Annotated in this window: 13 protein-coding genes, 1 tRNA gene and 2 rRNA genes; 13 read left to right on the top strand and 3 right to left on the bottom strand. The window is 53.1% G+C overall.

Annotated features, from left to right (window positions below; translation table 11 throughout):
* Positions 1–87 precede the first annotated feature (87 nt).
* The 13 genes from aroQ (at position 88) to ACVLVH_RS16285 (ending at position 12317) form a co-directional block, all read left to right on the top strand.
* Positions 88–540 carry a type II 3-dehydroquinate dehydratase gene (gene aroQ, locus ACVLVH_RS16345; RefSeq protein ID WP_192412301.1) on the top strand — a complete coding sequence of 151 codons (453 nt, stop codon included), beginning with the start codon at positions 88–90 and terminating at the stop codon, positions 538–540.
* Positions 541–561: 21 nt separating this feature from the next.
* A complete protein-coding gene (gene accB, locus ACVLVH_RS16340; protein ID WP_101762834.1) occupies positions 562–1032 on the top strand; it encodes an acetyl-CoA carboxylase biotin carboxyl carrier protein in 471 nt (156 codons plus the stop codon).
* A gap of 11 nt (positions 1033–1043) precedes the next feature.
* The gene (gene accC, locus ACVLVH_RS16335; protein WP_008101999.1) at positions 1044–2393 is read left to right on the top strand and encodes an acetyl-CoA carboxylase biotin carboxylase subunit; all 1350 of its coding nucleotides are present in this window, start codon (positions 1044–1046) and stop codon (positions 2391–2393) included.
* A gap of 72 nt (positions 2394–2465) precedes the next feature.
* The gene (locus tag ACVLVH_RS16330) at positions 2466–2708 is read left to right on the top strand and encodes a YhdT family protein (protein WP_192412303.1); all 243 of its coding nucleotides are present in this window, start codon (positions 2466–2468) and stop codon (positions 2706–2708) included.
* Positions 2698–4143, top strand: coding sequence for a sodium/pantothenate symporter (panF, locus tag ACVLVH_RS16325; RefSeq protein ID WP_192412305.1), 1446 nt, complete (start codon positions 2698–2700; stop codon positions 4141–4143). Before ACVLVH_RS16330 ends, panF begins: the two co-directional genes overlap by 11 nt.
* Positions 4144–4154: 11 nt before the next feature.
* Positions 4155–5036: a 50S ribosomal protein L11 methyltransferase gene (gene prmA, locus ACVLVH_RS16320; RefSeq protein WP_110867451.1), complete on the top strand. Its 882-nt coding sequence runs from the start codon at positions 4155–4157 to the stop codon at positions 5034–5036.
* A gap of 241 nt (positions 5037–5277) precedes the next feature.
* Positions 5278–5967 carry a carbonic anhydrase gene (locus ACVLVH_RS16315; RefSeq protein WP_192236094.1) on the top strand — a complete coding sequence of 230 codons (690 nt, stop codon included), beginning with the start codon at positions 5278–5280 and terminating at the stop codon, positions 5965–5967.
* A 364-nt stretch (positions 5968–6331) separates the two neighbouring features.
* Entirely contained in the window at positions 6332–7297 is a 966-nt protein-coding gene (gene dusB / locus ACVLVH_RS16310; RefSeq protein WP_101762829.1) for a tRNA dihydrouridine synthase DusB, read from the top strand.
* Between the two features lie 24 nt (positions 7298–7321).
* Positions 7322–7618, top strand: coding sequence for a DNA-binding transcriptional regulator Fis (gene fis / locus ACVLVH_RS16305; protein WP_007891954.1), 297 nt, complete (start codon positions 7322–7324; stop codon positions 7616–7618).
* Positions 7619–8160: 542 nt separating this feature from the next.
* The gene (locus tag ACVLVH_RS16300; RefSeq protein WP_101762828.1) at positions 8161–9186 is read left to right on the top strand and encodes an amino acid ABC transporter substrate-binding protein; all 1026 of its coding nucleotides are present in this window, start codon (positions 8161–8163) and stop codon (positions 9184–9186) included.
* 66 nt (positions 9187–9252) lie between these two features.
* Complete coding sequence (locus tag ACVLVH_RS16295) at positions 9253–10431, top strand: amino acid ABC transporter permease (protein WP_101762827.1); 1179 nt, start codon at positions 9253–9255, stop codon at positions 10429–10431.
* A gap of 15 nt (positions 10432–10446) precedes the next feature.
* Positions 10447–11547 carry an amino acid ABC transporter permease gene (locus tag ACVLVH_RS16290; protein WP_498949750.1) on the top strand — a complete coding sequence of 367 codons (1101 nt, stop codon included), beginning with the start codon at positions 10447–10449 and terminating at the stop codon, positions 11545–11547.
* Positions 11548–11555: 8 nt separating this feature from the next.
* On the top strand, positions 11556–12317 hold the full coding sequence (locus ACVLVH_RS16285; protein ID WP_061720213.1) for an amino acid ABC transporter ATP-binding protein: 762 nt from the start codon (positions 11556–11558) through the stop codon (positions 12315–12317).
* A 155-nt stretch (positions 12318–12472) separates the two neighbouring features.
* Here the strand turns inward: ACVLVH_RS16285 and rrf (ACVLVH_RS16280) are convergent.
* The 3 genes from rrf (ACVLVH_RS16280) to rrf (ACVLVH_RS16270) all read right to left on the bottom strand — a co-directional run.
* Positions 12473–12588 (bottom strand): 5S ribosomal RNA (gene rrf, locus ACVLVH_RS16280).
* A gap of 36 nt (positions 12589–12624) precedes the next feature.
* Positions 12625–12700, bottom strand: a tRNA-Thr gene (locus ACVLVH_RS16275).
* 15 nt (positions 12701–12715) lie between these two features.
* A 5S ribosomal RNA gene (gene rrf / locus ACVLVH_RS16270) occupies positions 12716–12803 on the bottom strand; the annotation flags it as partial.

Here is a 12803-nt window from a genome sequence, read left to right as displayed (position 1 = left end):
TCTGGTTTTTCATCCGCAAGGGTGACAAACGCAAGATGTCGCGGTATTTTACGCGATGCCTTACTGATTGCAGGAGATAGCAGCAAGATGGCGCACAAATTTCACATACTGCTTTTGAACGGTCCCAACCTGAATCTATTGGGAACGCGCGAGCCTGATCAGTATGGTCACACTACGCTGGCGCAAATCGTCGGCGATCTGACGCAACAGGCCGATCAGCACCATGTGAAATTGAGTCATTTGCAATCGAACGCAGAGTTTCAGTTGATTGACCGTATTCACGAAGCCCGCGGCAACGTGGACTACATCATCATCAATCCTGCTGCGTTCACGCATACCAGCGTTGCACTGCGTGATGCCCTGTTGGCGGTTAGCATTCCTTTTATTGAGGTGCATCTCTCGAACGTGCATGCACGCGAACCGTTCCGACATCACTCCTATCTTTCCGATGTATCTGCCGGCGTCATCTGTGGACTTGGCGCTGATGGATACGCGTGGGCTTTACAAACGGCAGTAAAACGCCTGTCACATTCCAATTAAACAGAGTACGGAACCACACTCATGGATATTCGTAAAATTAAGAAACTGATCGAACTGGTTGAAGAGTCTGGCATCTCCGAGCTGGAAATCTCCGAGGGCGAAGAGTCCGTTCGTATCAGCCGTTCACCTGCAAATGCCGGCTACCCAATGATGCAGCAGGCTTATGCTGCGCCAATGATGCAGCAGCAGCCTGCGTTGTCTACCGCGGTGGCGCCTGCCGCACCGGTTGCAGCAGAAGCCGCTAAACCAGAAATCAGTGGCCACATCGTGCGTTCACCAATGGTCGGCACTTTCTATCGCACGCCAAGCCCAGATGCGAAAGCTTTCGTTGAAGTTGGCCAGAAAGTGAATGCCGGCGATACCCTGTGCATCGTTGAAGCGATGAAAATGATGAACCAGATCGAAGCCGACAAATCCGGCGTTGTGAAGGCGATTCTGGTCGAAAGCGGCCAACCGGTTGAATTTGACGAGCCGCTGGTCATCATCGAATAACGAGGCGAAGCATGCTGGATAAAATTGTCATTGCTAACCGTGGTGAGATCGCGCTGCGCATTCTGCGTGCCTGCAAAGAGCTGGGCATTAAGACTGTTGCCGTGCACTCCACCGCGGACCGTGACCTGAAGCACGTGCTGCTGGCAGACGAGACCGTCTGCATCGGCCCGCCACCTTCAGTCAAAAGCTACCTGAACATCCCGGCACTGATCTCCGCCGCTGAAATTACCGGCGCGGTCGCGATCCACCCGGGTTACGGCTTCCTCTCTGAGAACGCCGATTTCGCCGAGCAGGTTGAGCGTTCAGGCTTTATCTTCATTGGTCCGAAAGCCGACACCATTCGCCTGATGGGCGACAAAGTGTCTGCCATCACCGCCATGAAGAAAGCGGGCGTGCCCACCGTGCCAGGTTCTGATGGCTCGCTGACCGACGACATGGAAAAAAACCGTGCCTTCGCTAAGCGCATCGGTTATCCGGTGATCATCAAAGCCTCCGGCGGCGGCGGCGGTCGCGGTATGCGCGTAGTGCGCAGCGACAAGGATCTTGAGCAATCCATCAACATGACGAAAGCGGAAGCCAAAGCGGCTTTCAACAACGACATGGTGTACATGGAGAAGTACCTCGAGAATCCACGCCACATTGAGATTCAGGTGCTGGCCGACGGCCAGGGTAACGCTATCTATCTGGCGGAACGTGACTGCTCAATGCAGCGTCGTCACCAGAAAGTCGTCGAAGAAGCGCCAGCGCCAGGCATCACGCCGGAACTGCGTCGCTACATCGGTGAGCGCTGCTCTAAAGCCTGTATCGATATCGGCTATCGCGGTGCAGGTACCTTCGAGTTCTTGTACGAAAACGGTGAGTTCTACTTCATCGAGATGAACACCCGTATTCAGGTGGAGCATCCGGTGACTGAGATGATCACCGGCGTCGATCTGATCAAAGAGCAGCTGCGTATTGCTGCTGGTCAGCCGCTATCGATCAAACAGGAAGACGTGGTGATTCGCGGTCATGCGGTTGAATGCCGTATCAACGCCGAAGATCCAAACACCTTCCTGCCAAGCCCAGGCAAGATCACCCGTTTCCACGCGCCGGGCGGCTTTGGTGTACGTTGGGAATCGCATATCTATGCCGGTTACAGCGTGCCACCCTACTACGATTCCATGATTGGTAAGCTGATTACCTACGGTGAAAACCGTGACGTGGCAATTTCGCGCATGAAGAATGCGCTGGCGGAACTGATCATCGACGGCATCAAGACCAACATTGAGCTGCAGATGAAAATCATGTCCGACGAAAACTTCCAGCAGGGTGGCACCAACATCCACTATCTGGAGAAAAAACTCGGCCTGCAAGAGAAGTAATTGCAGCGCAGAGCAAAGCAGAGGCCGGTTAACTCCGGCCTTTTTCATTTTTGTCGCCTTTGAGGTTACATAATGGATTGGCGTTTTTTACAAGCGAACAAAGAGGCGCGCTGGTCACTTTATCTGACGCTGGCCTACCTTGCCGTTTGGGGACTTTCTGCCTGGCTGGGCGGCAATGAGATCGGCGTCTTTGGCTTACCAAGGTGGTTCGAGCTTTCGTGTCTGTTCGCCCCGCTGCTATTTATTGTGTTGTGCTGGCTGATGGTGCGCGTGCTGTTCCGCGACATGTCGCTGGAGGATAACGATGGACTCTGAAATCATTCTTCCGCTGTTGGCCTATCTGGTGCTGATCGCCGCGCTGTCGGTGTTTGCCATGCGCAAGCAGCGTCAGGGCAACTTCCTGAGCGAATACTTCCTCGGCAGCCGTTCGATGGGCGGCTTTGTGCTGGCCATGACCATCACCACCACATATATCAGCGCCAGCTCGTTCATTGGCGGCCCCGGCGCAGCCTATAAATATGGCCTTGGCTGGGTGCTGCTGGCGATGATTCAGGTGCCTGCCGTCTGGCTTTCGCTTGGCGTGTTAGGCAAGAAATTCGCCATTCTGGCGCGTCGCTACAACGCCGTGACGCTCAACGACATGTTGTATGGCCGCTACGGCAGCACGCTGCTGATTTGGCTCTCCAGCATCAGTTTGTTGGTGGCGTTTATCGGCGCAATGACCGTGCAGTTCATCGGCGGTGCGCGCCTGCTGGAAACAGCGGCCGGCATTCCTTATGACACCGGCCTGCTGATCTTCGGCGGCACCATCGCGATCTACACCGCTTTCGGTGGCTTCCGCGCCAGCGTGCTGAACGATGCGATGCAAGGTTTGGTAATGCTGATCGGCACCTTCCTGCTGCTTTTTGCAGTGATTCACCACGCTGGCGGATTAGCCTCCGCAGTGACCAAACTGCATGATATCGATCCGCAGCTGACCTCACCGGAAGGCGTGGGCAACGTCATCAACCCAACCTTCCTCAGCTCGTTTGCCGTGCTGGTGTGTTTCGGGGTGATTGGTCTGCCCCACACCGCGGTGCGCTGTATTTCGTATAAAGACAGCAAAGCCATGCATCGTGGCATTGTACTCGGCACCATTGTAGTGGTGATCCTGATGCTTGGTATGCATCTGGCCGGCGCGCTGGGGCGCGTAATTTTGCCCGATCTCACCATTCCCGATCGCGTGATTCCTACGCTGATGATTACCGTGTTACCGCCCATGGCGGCGGGCGTATTTCTTGCAGCGCCGATGGCGGCCATTATGTCGACCATTAACGCGCAGCTGCTGCAATCCTCCGCTACGCTGATCAAAGATCTTTACCTGCGTATTGCTCCGCAGCACAGTGAAAATGAAGCGCGCCTGCGCATGCTGTCAGGCACCATCACTTTCGTGCTCGGTGTGCTGCTATTGCTGGCAGCGTGGAATCCGCCCGATATGATTATCTGGCTGAATCTGCTGGCATTTGGTGGCCTTGAAGCGGTATTTCTGTGGCCGCTGGTGCTGGGTTTGTACTGGGAGCGCGCCAACTCCACCGGTGCGATCAGCGGCATGCTGGTCGGCGCGGGATGCTATACGCTGCTTGCCAGCCTGAATATTGAGTGGTGGGGCTTCCACCCGATCGTTCCGTCATTGACCTTAAGCCTGCTGGCCTTCCTGGTGGGCAATCTGTTTGGCCGCACGCCTGCAACGCATGCTGCGGCACTGGAATAAAGAGAAACGCTATGCCTTGGATTCAAATCAAAATTAACAGCACCGGCGAAAACGCCGAAACCCTGAGCGATGCGCTGATGGAGGTTGGCGCGGTGTCGGTCACTTTCCAGGACACGCACGACAATCCAGTGTACGAGCCGCTGCCGGGCGAAACGCTGCTGTGGGGCGATACCGATGTCATCGGCCTGTTCGACGCTGAAACCGAGATGAGCGATGTGGTGGCCGAGTTAAGCCAGCATCCGCTGCTGGGATCCGCGTTTCGCCATAAGATCGAGCAGATCGAAGATAAAGACTGGGAGCGCGAATGGATGGATAACTTCCACCCGATGCGTTTCGGTGAGCGTCTGTGGATCTGCCCAAGCTGGCGCGATGTGCCGGATCCAAATGCCGTCAATGTGATGCTGGATCCGGGCCTCGCCTTTGGTACCGGCACGCATCCAACCACATCGATGTGTTTGACCTGGCTTGATGGCCTGGATCTGCAGGGCAAAACAGTGATCGACTTTGGCTGTGGCTCCGGCATTCTCGCTATCGCTGCACTGAAATTGGGCGCGGCACAGGCGATCGGCATTGATATCGATCCGCAGGCGATTCAGGCCAGCCGTGATAACGCCGAGCGTAATGGCGTCTCTGAGCGTCTGGCGCTCTATCTGCCCCACCAGCAGCCGGAAAACTTGCAGGCTGACGTGGTGGTCGCCAACATCCTCGCGGGTCCGCTGCGTGAGCTGGCACCGCTGATTAGCGTGCTGCCGAAAGCCGGCGGTCATCTTGGATTGTCCGGCGTGTTAGCGAGCCAGGCTGAAAGCGTGTGCGAAGCCTACGCCGAGCGTTTTGAGCTCGACGCGGTTGCAGAGAAAGAAGAGTGGTGCCGCATCACCGGCGTACGCCGCTAACCTGCCCGCTTGCCAGTCGGGCTAACTGACTGGCAAGCCGTACTATTTTTCTGAGACCCGTCTCAAAGCGCCAGCCCTTCTCAACCCTTGCCGTTTCTTTACATTTCAGTCATTACAATCCTGCTCCAGGCGATAGCGCTATCCCTGCTGGCAATGCCTTTGATGGCATTTCACTTCGATAAATCGCTGAAAGTAATGGATGATGAAAAAGAAACTTTGTTTATTCGCTCTGCTGACAAGCATGGCATCGTATGCGCACGCACACAGCTCAAACTGGTCTTATGAAGCGCCGGATGAATGGGGCAATCTGCACGCCGATTATCACACCTGTAAAAGCGGTGTGAACCAGTCGCCTGTCGATATCCGCAAGGTGGTGAATGGACAATTGCCGCCGCTAACGTTGAGCTATCAAGCTAAACAAAAATCCATCATCAATAACGGTCACACCATCCAGATCAACGTCAAAGATGGCGATGCGCTGGCGCTGGATGGCGAAGCTTATACGCTGCGTCAGTTCCACTTCCATACGCCGAGCGAAAATCTGATTGATGGCAAACGCTTTCCGCTGGCCGCGCATTTCGTCCATGCCAGCGAAGAGGGACATCTGGCGGTGGTTGGCGTGATGTTTGAAGCCGGGGCAGAAAACCCTGCGCTGGCGGAGATCCTGCGTGAGCTGCCACCTGAAGTTAACAAAGAGGCGGCGCTGCAACAGCCACTCAATCTCAGCGCTTTGATTCCGGGTCAAAAGAACTACTATCGCTTTAGCGGTTCGTTGACGACACCACCTTGTACTGAAGGTGTGCGCTGGTTAGTGATGAAGCAAACTGTTTCGGCATCAACTGAACAGCTTAAAACGTTCGCCAAACGGTTAGGTGAGCACGGCAACAGTCGCCCAGTTCAGCCGCTGAATGGTCGCGTGGTTATTGAATAGTAGCCTGATGTCTGAGGTTATATCTGTCACTCCTCCACGACGTAGGTTTTTGGGGAGTGACGCTAACCCTACGTGACTAAGTAGTTCAATTAATAATCATAATGGCGTCATTTCTTTCGCTAATTACTGGAAGAAGCGGTTTTTATGTTGTGATTTCGGTCATGTTTTGAGAAAAATTTTTGTACACAATTTCAGCATATTTTTTTAATCTCATGAATTATAAAGATTAATAACTCATCCCTTACTGGATAACGCTATTTCCGTGCTCTGTGAGAGCGAATTGTTCAAAGTTTGGCCTTTCATCTTCTTTAAAAAATGCGTAATATACGCCGCCTTGCGAACAGTTAGGGTCACTTCTTTTTTCATGCGCATTGGACAACATCAGCTACGTAATCGACTCATTGCTGCGCCTATGGCCGGAGTATCCGATAAGCCATTTCGCACCCTGTGTTACGAGAACGGCGCCGGAATGACTGTCTCCGAGATGCTGTCGTCGAACCCGGAAGTTTGGGCCAGTGACAAATCCCGTTTGCGCATGGTGCATAGTGACGAGCCTGGTATCCGCGCCGTGCAAATTGCCGGTTGCGATCCTGATGAGATGGCTGCTGCCGCGCGCATTAATGTGGCGTCTGGCGCGCAGATTATCGATATCAACATGGGCTGCCCGGCCAAAAAAGTGAATCGTAAGATGGCAGGTTCAGCGCTGCTGCAACATCCGCAACTGGTGGAGTCGATTCTCACCGCGGTGGTTAATGCAGTGGATGTACCGGTTACGCTGAAAATTCGTACCGGCTGGGACAAAGAAAATCGTAATTGTGTAGAGATTGCCCAATTGGCTGAACGCTGTGGCATTCAGGCTCTCACCATTCATGGCCGCACGCGCGCCTGTTTGTTTGAGGGATTTGCTGAATACGACAGCATTCGGACAGTTAAGCAGAGCGTTTCCATTCCGATTATTGCGAATGGCGACATTACTGACCCGCATAAAGCCAGAGCGGTGCTCGACTATACCGGAGCCGATGCTCTTATGGTTGGCCGTGCCGCTCAGGGAAGACCGTGGATCTTCCGGGAAATCCAGCATTATCTGGACACAGGGGAGCTGCTGGCACCGAAGCCGCTGGCTGAAGTGAAGCAAATGCTGATTGGACATATACGGGAGCTGCACGACTTTTACGGTCAGCGCAAAGGATACCGTATTGCCCGAAAACACGTTTCCTGGTATTTGCAGGAAAGTGCTCCTGATGACCAGTTTCGGCGCACATTCAACGCCATAGAGGATGCCAGCGAACAGCTGGAGGCGTTGGAGGCATACTTCGAAAATCTTGCGTAAACGAAATAAAGAGCTGAAAGAACTATGTTCGAACAACGCGTAAATTCTGACGTACTCACCGTTTCTACCGTTAACTCTCAGGATCAGGTGACCCAAAAGCCACTGCGTGATTCGGTTAAACAGTCACTGAAGAACTATTTTGCTCAACTGAACGGTCAGGATGTGAGTGATCTGTATGAGCTGGTATTGGCAGAAGTCGAGCAGCCTCTGTTGGACATGGTGATGCAGTACACCCGTGGCAACCAGACCCGTGCAGCTCTGATGATGGGTATCAACCGCGGTACCCTGCGTAAGAAGCTGAAAAAATACGGCATGAACTAATCTGTTCGTTGCTGCGATAACGCCAGCCTTGCGGCTGGCGTTTTTGTTTCTGCTGCCGGTAATTTCCTGAGGTTAAAAACGCATGAAACAATTGGCGCGATAATGGTAACGATAGTTGCAATTGCAGCAGTGATATCCTATCCCTCTTAGCAACGCATTTCCCCTCACTTTATTACGCGCTCACTTATCCTTTCATCACCCTTCAGCCCGCTTTCTCTGTGATCCTCAACCGCTTCGGCCGTAAGCGTGCAAACTCATACATCCACTCCTGAGCGTTAGCTCACACTGCTTCCATATAGTGAAACTTTTTGCACTATTTGTGATCGTGTCGTCTCGTCATGCTGCCTTTTGGTGCGCCATATTAGCCAGAATCTTCTGAGTGCTTCAGTTTATTAAAAGATCTTTCCAGAGAATTCAGGATTCTGCAAACCTGGCATCAGGTTTGCAGAGTTGTGGATGGCTAACCACCACAGACAGAAAACAGCGCACATTAAAGTGCGCGCAAACATAACAACACACGATATCGCCACACAGGATGCTTTATGAAAAAGATGATGCTTTCCACTCTGGTCGCTGCAGCCTCGCTGTTAGCCGTTGCTCAACAGGCGCACGCTGGCACCACGCTGGATGCCATTAAGAAGAAAGGTTTTATACAGTGCGGCATCAGTGACGGCCTGCCTGGGTTCTCTTATGCTGACTCTAACGGCAAATTCACCGGTATTGACGTGGATGTATGCCGTGCAGCCGCTGCCGCAGTATTTGGCGACGCAACTAAAGTGAAATACACCCCGCTGACCGCGAAAGAACGCTTCACCGCGCTGCAGTCTGGCGAAGTAGACATCTTATCTCGTAACACCACATGGACCTCATCACGCGATGGCGGCATGGGCTTCCTGTTTGCAGGCGTGAACTATTACGACGGTATCGGCTTCCTGACGCACCAGAAAGCCGGTCTGAAAAGTGCTAAAGAGTTGGATGGCGCCACCGTGTGTATTCAGGCCGGTACTGATACCGAGCTGAACGTGGCTGACTACTTCAAAACCCATAAAATGCAGTACACCCCCGTGACCTTCGACCGCTCTGACGAATCCGCTAAAGCGCTCGACAGCGGCCGTTGCGACACCCTCGCGTCTGACCAATCTCAGCTGTATGCGCTGCGTATCAAACTTGGCAAGCCAGACGAGTTCATTGTACTGCCAGAAGTGATCTCGAAAGAGCCGCTGGGGCCCGTGGTACGTCGCGGTGATGACGATTGGTTCACCATTGTCAAATGGTCGCTGTATGCCATGCTGAACGCGGAAGAGATGGGTATCAGCTCTAAAAATGTCGATGACATGGTAGCGAAACCGACTACGCCGGATATGGCACATCTGCTGGGCGCGGAAGGTGACTTCGGTAAAGACCTGAAGCTCGATAACAAGTGGGCTTACAACATCATCAAACAAGTGGGTAACTATCAGGAAGTGTTCGACCGTAACGTCGGTAAAGACAGCGCACTGAAAATTAAGCGCGGCCAGAATGCGCTGTGGAATGCGGGCGGCATCCAGTACGCTCCGCCAGTTCGTTAATTCCATTCTGCCAGTCGGGCACCGCATCCTGCGGTGCCCACGCGTAATCTTCACTGAGGTTTTAACATGTCGCAACGCCCAACCGTAAAAAGGGATTTTTCGTTCGGTAATCCTACGGTTCGCGCCTGGCTTTACCAGATCGTCGCGATTGTTGCCGTGCTTGCTGTGGTGGGATATTTAATCCACAACACCGTAATCAATCTGGCCAATCGTGGCATCACTTCCGGATTCGGGTTTCTGGATCGCAGTGCCGGCTTCGGCATTGTCCAGCACCTGATCGATTACACCGAAGGCGACACCTACGCGCGCGTGTTTATGGTGGGGTTGACCAACACCCTGCTGGTTTCCGCGCTCTGTATTGTTTTCGCTTCGATCCTTGGCTTTGCCGTGGGCCTGGCTCGCTTGTCTGAGAACTGGCTGCTGCGCAAGCTTTCAACCATTTATATCGAGACCTTCCGTAATATCCCGCCGCTGCTGCAGATCTTTTTCTGGTACTTCGCGGTACTGCGTAACCTGCCCGGCCCACGTCAGGCACTCAACGCTTTTGATTTGGCATTCGTCAGCAATCGCGGTTTGTATATTCCGTGGCCCGAGTACGCACCTGGCACATGGCCATTCCTGATCGCGCTGGCGTTAGCGGTGCTGGGTTGCGTGGCGCTGTTCCGCTACAACCGTAAGCATCAGTTAAAAACCGGCCAACTGCGTCGCACCTGGCCGGCTGCGGTTGGGTTGCTGATTCTGCTGCCGCTGATTGCTCATACCTTGTTTGGCGTTGCCATGCATTGGGATGTGCCGGAACTGCGTGGATTTAACTTCCGTGGCGGTTTCGTGATGATCCCTGAGCTCGCCGCGTTGACTCTCGCGCTGTCGGTTTATACCTCATCGTTCATCGCCGAAGTGATTCGTTCCGGTATTCAGTCGGTGCCACACGGTCAAAGCGAAGCCGCACGTTCGCTCGGTTTACCTAATCCAGTGACCATGCGACAGGTGATCATTCCGCAGGCAATGCGTGTGATTATCCCGCCACTCACCAGCCAGTACCTCAACATCGTGAAAAACTCATCGCTGGCGGCCGCTATCGGCTATCCAGATATGGTTTCGCTGTTTGCCGGTACCGTGCTGAACCAAACCGGTCAGGCGATAGAAACCATCGCGATTACCATGGCGGTTTACCTGATTATCAGCCTGATCATTTCACTGCTGATGAACCTCTACAATCGCAAAATTGCGCTGGTTGAGCGTTAAGAGAACGGGATCATTATGTCTGTTACTACACATGAAACACCGCCGATTCCGACCAATCCACTTAGCAAGGCTTGCCTCTGGGCACGCAAAAATCTGTTCTCCAGCTGGCTGAATACATTGCTGACGTTGTTCAGCATCTGGCTTATCTGGAACGTGATTCCTCCGGCACTGAACTGGCTGGTATTTCAGGCTAACTGGATTGGTGAGACGCGCGCAGACTGTACCAAAGAAGGCGCATGTTGGGTGTTTATCCATGCACGCTTTGGCCAGTTTATGTATGGACTCTATCCGCATGAACTGCGCTGGCGCATCAACCTGTCGCTGGTCATCGGCTTGCTCTCGATTATTCCGATGTTCATCAAATCAATGCCGCGTCGCGGTCGCTACATCGCTTGTTGGGCGGTGGTCTATCCGATTGTGGTTTGGTTCCTGATGTACGGTGGTTATTTCGGTTTAGAGCGCGTAGAGACTCGCCAGTGGGGCGGCCTGACATTAACGCTGATCATCGCTTCAGTGGGGATTGCCGGCGCGCTGCCGTTGGGGATTTTACTGGCGCTGGGACGCCGCTCTGAAATGCCGGTGGTGCGTACACTTTCGATCATCTTCATTGAGTTCTGGCGTGGTGTACCGCTGATCACCGTGCTGTTTATGTCGTCGGTGATGCTGCCGCTGTTTATGGCGGAAGGTACTACCATCGACAAACTGGTGCGTGCGTTGGTTGGCGTGATTTTGTTCCAGTCTGCGTATGTCGCGGAAGTGGTGCGCGGCGGTTTGCAGGCGCTACCAAAAGGCCAATATGAAGCCGCTGAATCTCTGTCGCTGGGCTACTGGAAAACCCAGATGCTGGTGATTTTACCGCAGGCGCTCAAGATGACCATTCCCGGCCTGGTGAATACCATCATTGCGCTGTTTAAAGATACCAGCCTGGTGATCATCATCGGCTTATTCGATCTCTTCAGTAGCGTGCAGCAAGCCACCGTTGACCCAACCTGGTTGGGTATGTCGACGGAAGGCTATGTATTTGCTGCCATGGTTTACTGGATTTTCTGTTTTAGCATGTCGCGCTATAGCCAGTATCTGGAGAAGCGTTTTCACACCGGGCGTGCATCGCACTGAGGCTTAACATGACACAAACTATGACTAATGCGGCTGATGCCATGATGATTACACTCGAAAACGTTAACAAATGGTACGGTCAGTTCCATGTATTGAAAGACATCAATTTAAAAGTAAAACCACGCGAACGTATCGTACTGTGCGGACCGTCCGGTTCGGGTAAATCGACCACTATTCGTTGTATCAATCACCTCGAAGAACATCAGCAAGGACGCATCGTGGTGGATGGCATCCATCTCAATCACGATGTGCGTAATATTGAACGAGTTAGAACCGAAGTCGGCATGGTTTTCCAGCACTTTAATCTTTTCCCGCATCTTACCGTTTTGCAAAACTGTACGCTGGCACCGATTTGGGTACGCAAAATGCCAAAGAAAGAAGCAGAAGAGCTGGCCATGCATTACCTTCAGCGTGTACGCATTGCTGAGCATGCGCATAAATTTCCTGGCCAGCTTTCAGGTGGTCAGCAACAGCGTGTGGCGATCGCCCGTTCACTCTGTATGAAGCCGAAAATTATGCTGTTTGATGAGCCAACCTCCGCGCTCGATCCAGAGATGGTTAAAGAAGTACTCGATACGATGATTGGCCTGGCAGAAGATGGCATGACCATGCTGTGCGTTACCCATGAGATGGGATTTGCGCGTACGGTGGCGGATCGTGTGATCTTCATGGATCGGGGTGAAATTGTGGAAGAAGCCCCACCTCAGGAGTTCTTTGCCAATCCGAAATCAGAACGTACACGTGCGTTTCTGTCACAGGTTATTCATTGATATCCAGTGAGTTAGATTAAGAAACGCCTCTGCTGAAAAGCAGGGGCTTTTTTATAACTGCAATTTGAATTGGATTAGGTTTGTGAGCGGCAGCGGAAGGTTTCCAATGCATACAAAAAAGCCCTGAACTTTCGTTCAGGGCTTCTGTGTTTGATGCCTGGCAGTTCCCTACTCTCGCATGGGGAGACCCCACACTACCATCGGCGCTACGGCGTTTCACTTCTGAGTTCGGCATGGGGTCAGGTGGGACCACCGCGCTAAAGCCGCCAGGCAAATTCTGTAATTTACCGAACTCACGCTTTAAAACTGGTGCTGATACCCAGAGTCGAACTGGGGACCTCACCCTTACCAAGGGTGCGCTCTACCAACTGAGCCATATCAGCACACTTTAATTTGATGCCTGGCAGTTCCCTACTCTCGCATGGGGAGGCCCCACACTACCATCGGCGCTACGGCGTTTCACTTCTGAGTTCGGCATGGGGTCAG

It is taken from the genome of Kluyvera sp. 1366, from assembly GCF_054823405.1.
Note: the sequence above shows the minus strand (reverse complement) of the source record. Positions and strands in the feature narration are given on the sequence as shown.